The sequence below is a fragment of the Actinoplanes sp. NPDC051859 genome (assembly GCF_044452725.1).
GTDB lineage: Bacteria > Actinomycetota > Actinomycetes > Mycobacteriales > Micromonosporaceae > Actinoplanes.
In genome coordinates this window covers 49,575-62,954 of record NZ_JBITBX010000012.1, presented here as the reverse complement: position 1 = coordinate 62,954, position 13,380 = coordinate 49,575, and the positions used below count along the sequence as shown (strand labels likewise).

Sequence of the window (13,380 nt, the reverse complement as noted above, 5' to 3'; positions counted from 1 at the left end):
GGGACGCATGACAGCCAAGCGCGGAGTGCTCTTCGACGTCGACGGGACCCTGGTCGACACCACCTACCTGCACGCGGTCGCGTGGTGGGAGGCGTTGCGGCAGCACGACGAGGACGTACCGATGGCTCAGATCCACCGGGCGATCGGGATGGGTTCCGACAAGCTGCTCGATCACCTGCTCGGCGGCGACCGCGACACCTCCGACGACGAGCGCATGTCCACCGCGCACGACGTGCTCTACGGCGCCTGGTGGGAGCGGCTGCGCCCGCTGCCCGGCGCCGCGGATCTGCTGCGGGCGTGCGCCGACCGCGGCCTCGCGGTGGTGCTGGCCTCGTCGGCACAGGGCGCGGAACTGGGCAAACTCCGCAAGGTCATCGACGCCGACGACGTCATCACCGCGGCTACCTCGTCGGCGGACGCGGCGGAAAGCAAGCCGGCACCCGACATCCTGCAGGCCGCGCTGGACCAGTCCGGCGTCGACCCCGAGCACAGCGTCTTCGTGGGTGACGCGGTGTGGGACGTCAAGGCGGCCGGGAAACTGGGGATACCGTGCATCGGCCTCGCCTGCGGCGGCACCAGCGCCGACGAGCTGGCCGCGGCCGGTGCGGTCGAGACGTATCCGGACCCGGCGGCGCTGCTGGCCGCCCTGGACCGATCGGTGATCAAGAAACTCCTCGACTGAGCGGCATGGATTCGGTCGGCCGGGGGCAGTGAGGGCGCGTGCAAACGCCCGATCTCCTCTTCGCGATCTTCGGGGTGGGCGCCCTCCTCGCGGGCATCCTGCCCCGACTCCTCGAGCGCCGCCCGCTTTCCATGCCGATCGTCTTCCTGGCGCTGGGCATGGTGCTGTTCGCCGTACCCATCGGGTTGCCGGAAGCTGATCCCCTCGCCCACCTGGAGCTGACGCAGCACCTCACCGAGGTGTGTGTGATCGTCGCTCTGATGGGCGCCGGGCTGAAGCTGGACCGCCCGCTCAGCGGGCGGCGGTGGACGTCGACCTGGCGGTTGCTTGCCATTGCCATGCCGGTCACCATCGCGGCCGTCGCGGTGCTCGGCTGGTGGTGGGCCGGGCTGGTGCCGGCGGCGGCGCTGTTGTTGGGTGCGGCCCTCGCCCCGACCGACCCGGTGCTGGCCTCGGATGTCCAGGTGGGTGAGCCGACCGACGAGGAGAATTCCGAGGACGAGGTGCGCTTCGCGCTGACCTCGGAAGCCGGGCTCAACGACGGTCTGGCTTTTCCTTTTGTGTACGCGGCAATCGCCATGGCCGCGGCCGCCACGACATCGACGAGCTGGTTCGGCGAGTGGCTTCTGGTCGACGCCTTCTACAAAGTCGTCATCGGGCTCGCCGGCGGCTGGCTGATCGGCAAGCTGCTCGGCATGCTGTTCTTTCGCGCGAGAAACCGCAAACTGCGGCTTGCGCACCATTCCGAGGGCTTTCTTGCCCTGGCGGCGACCTTTCTTGCGTACGGATTAGTGGAGGTGGCCGGCGGTTACGGCTTCCTGGCGGTGTTTGTTGCGGCCCGCGGCATCCGAGCGGCACAACGATCGCATGAATATCACCAGGTATTGCACGATTTCGCCGAGCAGATCGAGCGGCTGCTCACGGTGTTGCTGCTCCTCTTGCTGGGTGGTGCCATCGTGGGCGGCCTGCTCGGACCATTGACCTGGCCTGCCGCGGCGGTGGGCCTCGCGCTGGTCTTCGTGGTGCGACCCCTGTCCGGATTCCTGTCGCTGCGCGGCGCTCCCGGCCATCCGGCTGAGCACTGGGTGATCGCGGCCTTCGGCATCCGCGGCATCGGCACCTTCTATTACCTCGCGTATGCAATGAGTCACGCCACGTTTCCGAACGTGGATGTCGTATGGGCGACAGCAGGCTTTGTCGTTCTGGTGAGCGTGCTGTTGCACGGCGTTGCGGTCACGCCCGTGATGCGGCTTCTAGACCGATACAACGAACGGTCGCGTACCCCGGAAGAGCGACACGCTCAGTAATCGACTTCACGCCGAGTAATCAAGTCCTCCGCAAAATCGTGGTTTATTGAGGACATTGAACCCGCGTATGGTGGCGGAGCGTATTCATGGCAGTAAGGTGGCTGGCACCTCCCCCCAGGTCGACGGTGAGGGTGCGCCGACGACCCTCATTCCACGTTGGAACGACGAAAGGTGCGGCCGATGCGTCTACGGGGTTTTGCGCCGGGGACACCCTGCTGGGTTGAGCTGGCAAGTGCGGATCCCGCCCGGTCGGCGGACTTCTACACCCGCCTCTTCGGCTGGGAGACCGCCGGTGACCGGTTCACGCTGGGCGGCGAAGCCGTCGCCGGGTTCACCAGCGTGCACGCCGAGCGCCCGGTGGGCTGGATGACGTACCTCACCGAGCACAACGTCGAGGCGTCCCTTCTGCGAGTGCAGGAGGCCGGCGGCTCGGTGGTCAGCCCGCCGGCCGACGCGAACGGCGGCCGCAGTGCCGTGATCGCCGACCCGGCTGGCGCCCGCTTGGGCATCTGGGAACCTCGCGGTTTCACCGGCGCGCAGGTCGGCGGCGAGGCCGGCACAATGACCTTCCCGGAGCTGCTCTCCGACGACGCGGTTGCCGCGGCCAAGTTCTACGGCCAGGCATTCGGCTGGCTGCTGCGCGACGAGTTCGGCAGCGACGGCACCCGCGGCGAATGGATCACCACCGCTCACGACGCGATGGCCGGCCTCGCGCCGAGCCGGGGCGGCAGCTGGTGGCGGGCCGCCTTCCACGTCGCCGACTGCGTCGAGACGCTCGAAGACGCCCGGGCCTATGGCGCCACCGTCGTCTCCCGGGCCCGCGACCTGGGCTTCGGCACGTATGCGGAGCTGCTCGACCCGGCCGGCGTGCCGTTCTCGATCGCCTCCCCCGCGGCGATCCCGATCGAGCTCACCATGTCAATCACCCGCAGTCGAGGCATGGAGCTGACCTTCGGCGGGTAGGGGTACGCCTGTTCGAATGACTTCGAGGAGGGGCGCCATGGATACGGCTTCCAACACGATCAAGGACCCGGCGGACTGGACGACCGGCGACGAACCGGCCACCGGAGCGCAAGAGTCCTACCTGCACACGCTCGCCGCGGAGGCGCATGAGGACGCGCCCGAGGGGCTGACCAAGGCGGAAGCGTCCGAGCGAATCGACGAACTGCAGGAGAAGACCGGCCGCGGCCGCTGATCCCCTTCTCAAGAAAGCCCGGGCACCGCCCGGGCTTTCTTGTGCCCGCCGTGTCAACCCGGGTTGACAGTACGGTCGTGTCAACGTAGGTTGACAGCATGACCGAAGCGACCGATCTCGCCGCCGCCGCCGGCAGCACCGATCCTCGGGTCGGACTGCGTGCCGTGGTCGCGCTGCGCCGTCTCCTGGAGGGCCTCGAGCACCTCCAGGTGGCAAACGCACGCAGGAAAGGCTGGTCCTGGCAGGAAATCGCGGACGCCCTCGAGGTGACCCGCCAGGGCGTACACAAAAAGCACGCAGGCCGTGTGCCGGCACAGGACCCCCGGGAGGACTGACATGTTCGAACGATTCACCCGCCCCGCCCGCGAAGTTGTCGTCCGCGCCCAGGCCGAAGCCCGCGACCTCGGCCACACGCCGATCGGCACGGAACACGTCCTGCTGGCCCTGCTCACCGGCCCCCTCGCCGAAGTGCCGGCACTGCGCGCCAAGCAGGTCGACGCCGCGTACGCCCGCGCCGAGATCACGCGCCGCTCCGGCACCGGCACGGCCAGTCCGGGCGCCGATGCCGACGCCGCCGACCGGGAGGCGCTCCGCGCCATCGGCATCGACCTCGACGCGGTCCGCCGCGCCATCGAGGAAAACTTCGGGCCGGGCGCACTCGAACTGCCCCGCGCGGCACCGAAGCGCAAAGGACTCTTCCGGCGGCTCACCGGCGACGCGCACATCCCGTTCTCGCCCCAGGCCAAGAAGGTGCTGGAGCTGTCGCTCCGGGAGGCTATCCGCCTCAAACACTCCTTCATCGCGCCCGAGCACATCATGCTCGGCGTCCTGCGCGAAGGCCGCGGGCTGGGCGCCCAACTCCTCACCGATCGCGGCGTCGACACCGCAGAGCTGCGCGCCGACCTCGTCCGGTCCCTGCACGCGCCCGTGCCCTAGGACTGAAATCCCTGGTAGGCGGGTATCGGGGGCGGCATGACGTACCGGGTCGAGTACAACGGCGAGGACATCGAGCTCGCCACTCTGGATGCCGCCCTCGATAACGCCAAGCACGCCATCGCGGCGGACGTCGGCCCGGTGAGCGGCTGGACCGTCGAGCACGACGAAACCATCAACGACTGGTTTGTCCAGGGCGTCCGCGACGGGCAGGCGATCGGCGCGACCGCTGTCGTCACCGGCCCGGAGCCGACCATGACGGCCGAGACATTCCCCCGGCACGCGCCCGCAGCAGGCGACACCGCCACGCACTGCATGACATTCCGCGGGGCCACCCCGGCCGAGACGCTGGGCATGGCAGCGAACTGGCTGGCGGGGCGACCCGAGCTGCTCGACGTCGACGACCTCGGCTGGCACCCCACCCGCACCGGTTACGAGGTCCGCGTCTACCACCGTTCCTGACGTCTTCGCAGGCACCTCTCAGGACCACGGCTTATCCTCGGCGTCGTGTCCGCGCTTGATCTCCGTCAGCTCGCCGGCGTGCTGTTCGACATGGACGGCACGCTCGTCGACTCGGACGCCGCGGTCGAGCGGGCCTGGCGCGTCTGGTCCGCCGAGTACGGCGTCGACCCGGCCGCCGTCATCGCCATTGCGCACGGCGCCCCCGCTGAGCGCACGGTGCGCTTGATCCGCCCAGACCTGGACGATGCCGCGGTGGCCGATGCGGCCGAACGCCAGCTCGCCCTGCAGTACGACGATCTGTCCGATGTCGTCGCGGCGCCCGGTGCGGACGAGCTCCTCGCGAGGCTGACCCTGCCGTGGGCGGTGGTGACGAGTGCGGATGTCCGTCTCGCCAAAGCCCGCCTCGGTGCGGCCGGCATTGCCGCGCCGGTGCTGGTCACGGTCGAGGACGTCCCGGCAGGTAAGCCGGATCCTGCGGGTTACCTGCGGGGCGCGGCCCTGCTCGGGGTGCCGCCGGAACGCTGCCTCGTGGTCGAAGACGCCGAGGTGGGGGTGGTCGCCGGCCGGGCTGCGGGAGCCGTGGTCGCGGGGCTCAAGGGGCTTGCTGCGGACGTACGAATCAAAGATCTTCGAGAACTGGCTCTTTTGCTTAAAATTTGAAGGAGCTAGGGTCGGGAGCATGGCCGAACCGCTGGATGAGCAACAGCAGGAATGCTGGCGGGCGTATGTCGAGAGCAGCTGGGCGTTGCAGACCCATCTCGACGGCGACCTTCGCGCCAAGACCGGGCTGAGCATGTCCGACTATCACGTCATGGTGGTTCTTTCCGAGGCGCCGGACCATCGGCTGCGCATGGGCGAACTCGCCAGCCAGCTGGTCTTCACACCGAGTCGGGTCACCTATCAGATCACGTCCATGATCAAACGCGGCCTGGTGCGCAAGCAGAGCTGCCCGCGGGACGGACGCGGCCAGGAAGCAGTGCTCACCGATGCGGGTATGGCCGCACTGGTCGCCGCCGCTCCCCTGCACCGGGCGACCGTCCGAGACTGCCTCATGGACGACCTCGACGACGCCGAAGTGGCCGTCCTGGCCCGGGTCTTCACCCGGCTGGGCGCTCGCCTGCGACCCGCGCGGCCACGACCGGCCACCGTCTAACCAGGACGTTCCACCGCTCGGCGATCGCTCAGCGGCCGCCACCCCGGAACACCTCGGCGATGGTCCGCAGGATGACCTTGACATCGAGCCACAGCGACCAGTTCTCGATGTAGTAGTTGTCGAACCGGGCCCGGTCGGAGATCGGGGTGTCGCCGCGCAGACCACTGACCTGGGCGAGGCCGGTCAAACCCACCGGCACCCGGTGGCGCATCGCATACTCCGGATAGTCCGCGGAAAAGCGGTCGACGAAGTACGGCCGCTCCGGCCGCGGACCGACGATGCTCATGTCCCCGCGCAGGATGTTCCAGAGCTGAGGCAACTCGTCCAGCGAGGTACGCCGCATGAAGCGGCCGATCGGGCCGACGCGCGGGTCGTGTCCGATGTTCCACTGGGTCTGCGACTCGTTCTCGTTGGCCGGTCGCATGGAGCGGAACTTCAGCACATCGAACGGCTCGCCATATCGGCCGATCCGCTGCTGACGGAAGATGATGCCGCGGCCGCCCTCCAGGAAGGTGGCCAGCGCGCACACCGCCAGGATCGGGCTGAGCAGCAGCAGCGCGAGGCCGGACGCGATCACGTCCGAGGTCCGCTTGATCGCCCACTTCGGACCCGTGAGCACCGGGCGGCGCAGATGGATGATCGGAATGGCGCCGATCTGGTCGGGGGCGCCGGACTGCTGGGGGAACTCGCGTAGGCGCGGGACCATCCACAGATCGCAGTCCTGCAGATCCGGCGCCATCACCGTGCGCAGCAGGCGCTCATCCGGGCAGTCCACGTCCGCGATGATCACGACGTCGCAGTCCGTGTTGCGGATCAGCCGGCCGAGATCCTCGACGTTGCCCACCAGGGGCATGCTCTCCTTGCGGTTGTGCTCGGCCGCGTTCACATCCACGAAACCGGCGAAGCGCAGCCCGTACTGCGGATAGCGACGCAGCAGCCGAGCCAACTCGATCGCGACCGGGCCACCGCCGACAATGAGAGTGCCGTGCTCCACCCACCGACGCCGCCGAGCCGTCAGGGTCACCATGCGGCTCACCGCGCGGGCCGGCAGCAACAGGATCGCCGAGACCGCGGCTAGGCGCAGGAAGCCGTCGATGTATTCGAGAGAGTCATGCCGGACGGCCATGATCATCGCCACGGCGGCTGTGGCCGTCAGCATCCGGCCGTAGACGCTGGGCAGTTCGTCCAATGCGCTCAGATGCCGGCGCGCGCGGTAGAGACCGCCGAAGGCGAAGAACGTCACCGTCAGCACAGCGGTCGCCAGGTGGGCCCGCCAATACTGCTGGCTCCAGAGAATCGGCGCGGCCACGGCCACGAAGTCCGCCGGCAGGGCCAGCATCCAGGCCCGCAGCCACTGGGTCCGCTTGGCCGTCGACGTGCCGAGGTAGGGCAGGACCACAGTTGAGCCGACCGGCCCGAACTCCGACTCCGACTGAGTCTCGGTCTCGGGTTCCGCCGCGGGCTTCACCGCGGCGTTGCCGCGCGGCGCACGCTCAGCCGGACTGCGCTGGGCAGGAATGGCCTGCGACAGCCGGTTGTCCGGGGACGGCGCTTGCCGGTCGGACGACTCGGTCGACGTCCGCCCGCTCATGCCGATGACCGGCAGCTCACCGCTGTTGTCTGCGGAGTGTGCCACCGTCTGCCGATCCGCTGAGGTTGGACCAATATGCACCATTCAGATCCCCCGTGCCGTGAACGCGGCCTCGACCGCCACGATCAGTGCGGAATCGTAAAGGGTTTCGTGAATAGGCGCCAGCTCGCGGTCGATGTGCGCGGATATAGGCGGTCAATGTCCGGAAGCGGATCGTCACATCGAGTGACGCCGACCGGCCGCCGCCACCGAGATCGGCCCCGACCGATGCGGACAGTAAGGTGAGATCGATCATCGCTCAGTGCTCGCTTATGCCGCGATTCGCCCGGTCTCACCGCCGTCAACCCCGCGAGTCCCCCCAGGTTTGCCCACAACGAATGTGAGCTGCGGTTGCGTTCATGAGTACGATCGTCGCCATGCTGACCCGACAGCCGATGCACAACGATGCCGCCACTGAAATATTTCCGGCGACCGGCGAGCCCGGCGGGCCGCACCAGCCGGACGCCGCGAAGGCTGCCCGCAAGCGCAAGTGGCGCATCGCGCTCATTGTGCTGATGGTGCCCGTCATCCTCGCCGGCATCGGTCTCGTCGGCGTCGGCCTGTACCTGCGCGACATCGAGGGCGACGTGAAGCGGGTCGACGCGTTCGACTCGGTGCCCGAAGCGTCCCGGCCCAAGAAGGACGCCGGCGCCGAAGACGCAAAGAACTTCCTGCTCCTCGGCAGCGACACCCGCGATCCCAGCAACAAGGGCGGCTCGCGCACCGACACCATCATCGTCATGCACCTGAACAAGGACATGTCGGCGGCCCAGCTCATCTCCATCCCGCGCGACACCTGGGTGCCGGTCCCCAAGTCGAAGGACGGCGCCAGCGGCGGCGTCAACGCGAAGATCAACGCCGCGTACGCCTGGGGCGGCGCCCCGCTGATGGTGCAGACGGTCGAGGGCTACACCGGGGTGCGCATCGACCACGTCGCGATGATCGACTTCGGCGGCTTCAAGGAGATCGTCGACGCCCTCGGCGGTGTGGAGATCGACGTCCCGACGGCCTTCACCTCGAGGCACTCCCTCAACGCCAACGGCATTCGGCACTTCGCAGCCGGCAAGCAGACCATGGACGGCGCCGCCGCGCTGGACTACTCCCGCGAGCGGTACGACAATCCGGGTGGCAAAGGCGACTTCAGCCGCATCGAGAACCAGCAGCAGGTCATCAAGGCCATCCTGAACAAGGCCGTCTCCGGCGGCACGGTGACCAGCCCGTCCAAGTTGAACTCCTTCCTGAACGCCACCACCGACACGGTGAGCGTCGACGAAAACCTGAACCTGATCAGCACGGCCATGGACCTGCGTCACATGCGCAGCGACAAGCTCCAGTTCTTCACCTCCCCCTACAAGGGCACCGGCATGATCGGCGACCAGAGTGTCGTCCTGCCGGACGAGAAGAAAGCGAAGGCATTGTTCGACGCCGTCCGCAAGGACGATGCCAAGGCGATCGCCGCCGCCGCCGAGGCCAGCAAGAAGAAGTAGCCGAACACGTCGGGCAGCAGAAAACGCCGGCTGGGGCTTTCGCCCCAGCCGGCGTTTTCCTGCGCCAATCCGGTGGTCAGCCGGCGGAGTCGCTGATCCAGCTGCTCATCCGGGCCGCGAAGCGGTCAGCCGAGAACTCCGCGGCCTGCTTGCGGATCCGCTCCTGCGACAGCTCGCCGAGCCGGCCGATCGCCTGCGCGTACGGCGCGGGCTCCAGCGAGTCGACGAGGAAGCCGGTCTCGCCATCGACCACCGTCTCCAGCAAACCACCCCGGCTCAGCCCGATCACCGGAGTAGCGCAAGCCTGCGCCTCGACCGGAATCATGCCGAAGTCCTCGTGCGCCGGGAACAGCAGCGCCCGCGCCCCCCAGTACAACTCACGAAGCCGGTCGCGCTCCGGGCGCACCTCGAACGTGATCGGCACCCGGGCCTGCGCCGCAAGCTGGCGCAATCGCTCCTCTTCCGGGCCGGAACCCGCAATCACCAGCGGCAGGCCGGCGGCGTCCGCGATAGCGATCATCAGGTCGAAGTTCTTGTACGGAATCCAGCGCCCGATCCCGAGAAGGTAATCCCGAGACTGGTGCTGCTGCTCCACCGGCGCGGACGAGAAATAGTCGACCTCGACCGGCGGGTTGATCACCGTGGCGTCGCGATTCCAGAACCGCTTGATCCGACCCTGCACCTCGCGGGAGTTCGCCGCGTACGCGTGCACGTGCCGACTCAGCCGCACATCGGTCGCCTGCAAGAGTTTGCGCGGCAGCTTCAGCGCCGGATGCGAGCCGCGGCCGTCGAAGTCCGGGCTCCACACGTAGCGGGCGGGCGAGTGGATGTAGCTCAGGTGCCGGGTGTGCTCGGGACGACCGAGCTTGACGGTGTGCGCGAAGGCGTGGCTGGACGACACCACCACGTCGAACTTCTGGTCGGTCAGCGTCCGCCAGACCAGGGGCATCGCCGGCAGCGACAGCGCCTTGCTGCGGCGCAGCGGCGTACGCGCCAACCACGACTCGTGCAGGCCCAGCTCCTCGGCCGGCACACCTTCGTCGGTCCAGAGGACCAGTCGTTCTGCTTGGGGAAGCAGGTCCGCGATAGCGAGGAAGACGGCCTCGGAGCCGCCAGTCGCTCCGAACCACTCGTGCACCACGGCGACCTTACGATCGGCTAGCAAAGTGGTCATTGCCGACCACCGGCCGCCCGACGTCGCACGGCGATCGTCATGTTCTCCCCTATGTCTGGTGCCATCGGCGGCGCGGCGTCCTGCCGATGACGCGCTGTCTCAACCCTGCGCGGATATCGGGACCGCGCGAGATCATCTTGCCAATCGACGGGGCGCGACCGAGCCGCGGGCCGAATGTCGATCTGGGCGCGAAGAATACCGTCAGAGCGCCACCGGTCTCTCGGCGCCCGGAACGCGGCTCAGTTGGGGAAGGCGTTCGGGTCGACATTGCTGGTGGACGCGTTGCCGCCAACGACCGGAGTGAGAGTAATTGTCCAGATCGAGGAAGATGTGGACGTTGTCGTAAAGGCGAACGTGTCATCGAACTTGCTGTAGGTGCAGTTGCGGGTAAACCCTTTCCGGCTCGCGTTCCAATCCTTACCCGACGCTGTGTAGATGCGGTACGTGCCGTCGGCGATTCCCGTGGCCGTGTAGGTGCCGCCGCTCCGGACGTACACGGTCAAAACCGGCTTGGGCTTCTTGCCTTTGCCCGGAACCAAGGAGACGGCCGTATCAGCAGCACCGTTCTTGATTTTCAAGTGACCTAGACCACCGCCGCCAGAGCGAACGACGAAGGTGCCCGATTTCAGCCGCCGGTTTTGTTCTTTCGGGGCGGCCGGCAGGAAAGTGCCGAACCTGAAGGTGGGGTTCGTCGCCCCGAGCCGTCGTGATTCCTCGCGAACGCCATCGGCCCAGCCGGACTGCAACACCGAGGCGTACGGCGAGGCTGCGGGGCAGTCGCGCCGGGCGCTCGCCGCTTCGTCGACCAGGTCCCCGAGACTAGCCAATTGACGGGTGAGCTGAGCATGCGCCGACTCCGCGCCGGCCGGGGGCACGGCAGCACGGAGCTTGCCCGCCTCGGCACGGATCACGGTAGCCGCCGGGGGCGCGGCCTTCGCGAAAGCCGCAGCATCGCCGGTGTTCAGCGCGGTGAACGGCACCTTGAGCGCGCTGTCCGAGGCGGCGAGCAGCTGGGCGTACTGGTTAGGGGTCGCCGGCGCTGCGGTCGTCGGGGCCGCCGCCACGACCTCGTCACGCTTGGCCGCCTTGTCGGATCCCAAGGCGCGGACGATGCCGCAGCAGCCCAGCACCAGGACGACGACCAACGACGAACCGATGAGCGCGTTGCGGCGGCGGGCGCGGACAGGATCCGGTGGCAGGCCCGAGCCGATCGGCGGGCCGGCGGGCACCAGCGCGGGTCCCACCGGGTAGCTGGGCACCCGGATGGTCACCGCGACCGTGCCGGCCGGCGTGGGAACCCACACCACCGAGCCATCCACCGTGCCGGGCGGGACCACGACCATCAACGGACCGCCAGCCGGCGTCCAGACGGCCTTGGTCACGCCCGTGGCGGCCTCGGCCGGAAGAACCTCGATGATGGCGCTGTGGAACGCCGGCTGCCCCGTCATGACGACGAGTATGGATGAGTGGTCGGCGTCGGCGCTGCCCGCCTCCGTCACGAATAGACGGCAGTGCGGACCGGCCTGCCGGGCGGTCAGCCGGACATCAACACCATGCCACCCACGCCGAGCAACACCATGATCACCATGGCGATGAGCAGGCCTCGCTCAGCGGCGGCGTCGGCGGGAACAGCGGTCGGGGCCAGAGGTTCACTGCTCATCGGAATCCTTCGTGGGGGTAGCTGCGGCTCAGGGTGCGCGCGACGGTCAAGCGGCCTACCGTGAGGGCGTCGTCGACCTCGGAAGGGCTGCCCGTGTCACACCAGGACTGGTTCCTGACCGCGGACGAACGCGGCAACCCTGACTCCCGGATACCCACCTGGTCGCCGGGAAACACCGCCGAGCCCCTCATTCACGGCGAAACGTACTTCGACCGGTTGGTGACCGAGGTCGAGGCGCTGCGCGAAGGCGACCACTTGTTCTTCACCGATTGGCGCGGCGACCCGGACGAGCGCATGCGGGAGAAGGGGCCGGCCATCGCCGAGCTCTTCGCCGACGCCGCCCGGCGCGGGGTAGTGGTCAAGGGCCTCCTTTGGCGTTCCCACCTCGACAAACTCGCCTACAGCGAGGAAGAGAACCGGACGCTGAGTGAGGACGTGGCGGCAGCGGGCGGCGAGGTGCTGCTGGATCAGCGCGTCCGCCGAGGCGGCTCGCACCACCAGAAGCTGGTGGTGCTGCGACATCCCGGGGCACCCGAACGCGATGTGGCGTTCGCCGGCGGCATCGATCTCTGCCACAGTCGCCGCGACACCGCCGACCACCACGGCGATCCGCAGGCGGTCGGCATGGCTTCCGCGTACGGCACCCATCCGCCCTGGCACGACGTCCAACTCGCTCTGCGCGGTCCGGTAGTGGGCGCGTTGGATCTGGCGTTTCGGGAACGCTGGACCGATCCGGTGCCACTGGATCAACACGGCCCGATCAGCACCCTCGCCGACACGCTCCGGCACGCTGACCTGCGCGCCGACCGGCTGCCGCCACAGCCGCCCGATCCCGGCGAGTGCGGACCACACGACGTCCAGGTGCTGCGGACCTACCCGGCGATGCGTCCGCCCTACGGTTTCGCCAAGCTCGGCGAACGCAGCGTCGCCCGCGGCTACACGAAAGCCATTAAACGGGCGCGACGCCTGATCTACCTCGAAGACCAGTACCTGTGGTCGAAGGAAGTCGCGCAGCTCTTCGCCGACGCCCTCAACGACAATCCTCAGCTGCACCTCATCGCGGTCGTGCCGAGGCATCCGGACGTGGACGGACGTTTCGCCCTGCCGCCCAACCAGGTGGGCCGCGCGGAGGCGATCTCGCTCTGCCACAAGGCGGCGCCCGAGCGGGTGCACGTCTTCGACGTCGAGAACCACGCGGGCACCCCGGTCTACGTGCATGCCAAGGTGTGCGTCGTCGACGACGTGTGGGCGAGCATCGGCAGCGACAACTTCAACCGGCGTTCGTGGACCCACGACAGCGAGTTGTCGTGCACGGTGCTGGACCGCACCCGTGACGAGCGGACACCCACGGATCCGGCCGGGCTGGGCGACGGCGCGCGGACCTACGCCCGCGACCTGCGACTCGCGCTGCTGCGCGAGCATCTGGACCGCACCGACGACCAAGACCTGATCGACCCCGATGCCACCGTACGCACAGTGCGCGCAACCGCCGACGCACTCCGCGACTGGCACCGCGGTGGCCGCCGCGGTCCACGCCCGCCCGGGCGCCTCGTGCCGCACGAGACGAAGCGACTCCCGTGGCACCAGCGGCTCTGGGCGGTCCCCGCCTACCGCATGGTCTACGACCCGGACGGCCGCCCGTGGCGCGACCGCCGCGCCGGCACGTGGTGAGCACCGAGGGCTTGTCCTACCGATCT

General features: G+C 68.5%; 15 protein-coding genes. 11 read left to right on the top strand and 4 right to left on the bottom strand.

Annotation, left to right across the window (positions count from 1 at the left end; genetic code table 11):
• Positions 1 to 7 precede the first annotated feature (7 nt).
• From ACIA1L_RS26860 to ACIA1L_RS26820, 9 genes are all read left to right on the top strand, one after another.
• On the top strand, positions 8 to 682 hold the full coding sequence (locus ACIA1L_RS26860) for an HAD family hydrolase (protein ID WP_396075736.1): 675 nt from the start codon (positions 8 to 10) through the stop codon (positions 680 to 682).
• Between the two features lie 38 nt (positions 683 to 720).
• A complete protein-coding gene (locus tag ACIA1L_RS26855) occupies positions 721 to 1,989 on the top strand; it encodes a cation:proton antiporter (RefSeq protein ID WP_396075735.1) in 1,269 nt (422 codons plus the stop codon).
• A gap of 180 nt (positions 1,990 to 2,169) precedes the next feature.
• Positions 2,170 to 2,952 carry a VOC family protein gene (locus ACIA1L_RS26850; RefSeq protein WP_396075734.1) on the top strand — a complete coding sequence of 261 codons (783 nt, stop codon included), beginning with the start codon at positions 2,170 to 2,172 and terminating at the stop codon, positions 2,950 to 2,952.
• A 37-nt stretch (positions 2,953 to 2,989) separates the two neighbouring features.
• On the top strand, positions 2,990 to 3,184 hold the full coding sequence (locus tag ACIA1L_RS26845; RefSeq protein ID WP_396075733.1) for a DUF3072 domain-containing protein: 195 nt from the start codon (positions 2,990 to 2,992) through the stop codon (positions 3,182 to 3,184).
• 98 nt (positions 3,185 to 3,282) lie between these two features.
• A complete protein-coding gene (locus ACIA1L_RS26840; RefSeq protein WP_396075731.1) occupies positions 3,283 to 3,519 on the top strand; it encodes a helix-turn-helix domain-containing protein in 237 nt (78 codons plus the stop codon).
• Between the two features lies 1 nt (position 3,520).
• Positions 3,521 to 4,120 (top strand): Clp protease N-terminal domain-containing protein, encoded by a 600-nt coding sequence (locus ACIA1L_RS26835; protein WP_396075730.1) that lies wholly within the window; start codon positions 3,521 to 3,523, stop codon positions 4,118 to 4,120.
• Between the two features lie 36 nt (positions 4,121 to 4,156).
• Positions 4,157 to 4,579 (top strand): hypothetical protein, encoded by a 423-nt coding sequence (locus ACIA1L_RS26830; protein ID WP_396075729.1) that lies wholly within the window; start codon positions 4,157 to 4,159, stop codon positions 4,577 to 4,579.
• 45 nt (positions 4,580 to 4,624) lie between these two features.
• On the top strand, positions 4,625 to 5,239 hold the full coding sequence (locus ACIA1L_RS26825) for an HAD-IA family hydrolase (RefSeq protein ID WP_396075728.1): 615 nt from the start codon (positions 4,625 to 4,627) through the stop codon (positions 5,237 to 5,239).
• A 19-nt stretch (positions 5,240 to 5,258) separates the two neighbouring features.
• On the top strand, positions 5,259 to 5,732 hold the full coding sequence (locus tag ACIA1L_RS26820; RefSeq protein ID WP_396075727.1) for a MarR family winged helix-turn-helix transcriptional regulator: 474 nt from the start codon (positions 5,259 to 5,261) through the stop codon (positions 5,730 to 5,732).
• 28 nt (positions 5,733 to 5,760) lie between these two features.
• Here ACIA1L_RS26820 and ACIA1L_RS26815 read toward each other — a convergent pair whose 3' ends face one another.
• The gene (locus ACIA1L_RS26815; RefSeq protein ID WP_396075880.1) at positions 5,761 to 7,071 is read right to left on the bottom strand and encodes a sugar transferase; all 1,311 of its coding nucleotides are present in this window, start codon (positions 7,069 to 7,071) and stop codon (positions 5,761 to 5,763) included.
• Positions 7,072 to 7,877: 806 nt separating this feature from the next.
• Between ACIA1L_RS26815 and ACIA1L_RS26810 the strand changes: the two genes are divergently transcribed.
• The gene (locus ACIA1L_RS26810) at positions 7,878 to 8,849 is read left to right on the top strand and encodes an LCP family protein (protein ID WP_396075879.1); all 972 of its coding nucleotides are present in this window, start codon (positions 7,878 to 7,880) and stop codon (positions 8,847 to 8,849) included.
• 76 nt (positions 8,850 to 8,925) lie between these two features.
• On the opposite strand, the gene ACIA1L_RS26805 is transcribed toward ACIA1L_RS26810, so the two are convergent.
• The 3 genes from ACIA1L_RS26805 to ACIA1L_RS26795 form a co-directional block, all read right to left on the bottom strand.
• Entirely contained in the window at positions 8,926 to 10,023 is a 1,098-nt protein-coding gene (locus tag ACIA1L_RS26805; protein WP_396075726.1) for a glycosyltransferase, read from the bottom strand.
• 239 nt (positions 10,024 to 10,262) lie between these two features.
• Positions 10,263 to 11,471, bottom strand: coding sequence for a hypothetical protein (locus ACIA1L_RS26800; RefSeq protein ID WP_396075724.1), 1,209 nt, complete (start codon positions 11,469 to 11,471; stop codon positions 10,263 to 10,265).
• 86 nt (positions 11,472 to 11,557) lie between these two features.
• Positions 11,558 to 11,683 carry a hypothetical protein gene (locus ACIA1L_RS26795; RefSeq protein ID WP_396075723.1) on the bottom strand — a complete coding sequence of 42 codons (126 nt, stop codon included), beginning with the start codon at positions 11,681 to 11,683 and terminating at the stop codon, positions 11,558 to 11,560.
• A 93-nt stretch (positions 11,684 to 11,776) separates the two neighbouring features.
• Here ACIA1L_RS26795 and ACIA1L_RS26790 point away from each other — a divergent pair, with 93 nt between their 5' ends.
• Positions 11,777 to 13,354, top strand: a complete 1,578-nt coding sequence (locus ACIA1L_RS26790) for a phospholipase D family protein (protein ID WP_396075722.1) — start codon at positions 11,777 to 11,779, stop codon at positions 13,352 to 13,354.
• Positions 13,355 to 13,380 lie beyond the last annotated feature (26 nt).

Bases quoted from the DNA above. Each gene is read 5' to 3' on its own strand.
- ACIA1L_RS26860 (WP_396075736.1), top strand. From the start codon at position 8: ATGACAGCCAAGCGCGGAGTGCTCTTCGACGTCGACGGGACCCTGGTC.
- ACIA1L_RS26850 (WP_396075734.1), top strand. From the start codon at position 2,170: ATGCGTCTACGGGGTTTTGCGCCGGGGACACCCTGCTGGGTTGAGCTG.
- ACIA1L_RS26845 (WP_396075733.1), top strand. From the start codon at position 2,990: ATGGATACGGCTTCCAACACGATCAAGGACCCGGCGGACTGGACGACC.
- ACIA1L_RS26840 (WP_396075731.1), top strand. From the start codon at position 3,283: ATGACCGAAGCGACCGATCTCGCCGCCGCCGCCGGCAGCACCGATCCT.
- ACIA1L_RS26835 (WP_396075730.1), top strand. From the start codon at position 3,521: ATGTTCGAACGATTCACCCGCCCCGCCCGCGAAGTTGTCGTCCGCGCC.
- ACIA1L_RS26830 (WP_396075729.1), top strand. From the start codon at position 4,157: ATGACGTACCGGGTCGAGTACAACGGCGAGGACATCGAGCTCGCCACT.
- ACIA1L_RS26820 (WP_396075727.1), top strand. From the start codon at position 5,259: ATGGCCGAACCGCTGGATGAGCAACAGCAGGAATGCTGGCGGGCGTAT.
- ACIA1L_RS26815 (WP_396075880.1), bottom strand. From the start codon at position 7,071: ATGCTGGCCCTGCCGGCGGACTTCGTGGCCGTGGCCGCGCCGATTCTC.
- ACIA1L_RS26810 (WP_396075879.1), top strand. From the start codon at position 7,878: ATGGTGCCCGTCATCCTCGCCGGCATCGGTCTCGTCGGCGTCGGCCTG.
- ACIA1L_RS26805 (WP_396075726.1), bottom strand. From the start codon at position 10,023: ATGACCACTTTGCTAGCCGATCGTAAGGTCGCCGTGGTGCACGAGTGG.
- ACIA1L_RS26800 (WP_396075724.1), bottom strand. From the start codon at position 11,471: ATGACGGGGCAGCCGGCGTTCCACAGCGCCATCATCGAGGTTCTTCCG.
- ACIA1L_RS26795 (WP_396075723.1), bottom strand. From the start codon at position 11,683: ATGAGCAGTGAACCTCTGGCCCCGACCGCTGTTCCCGCCGACGCCGCC.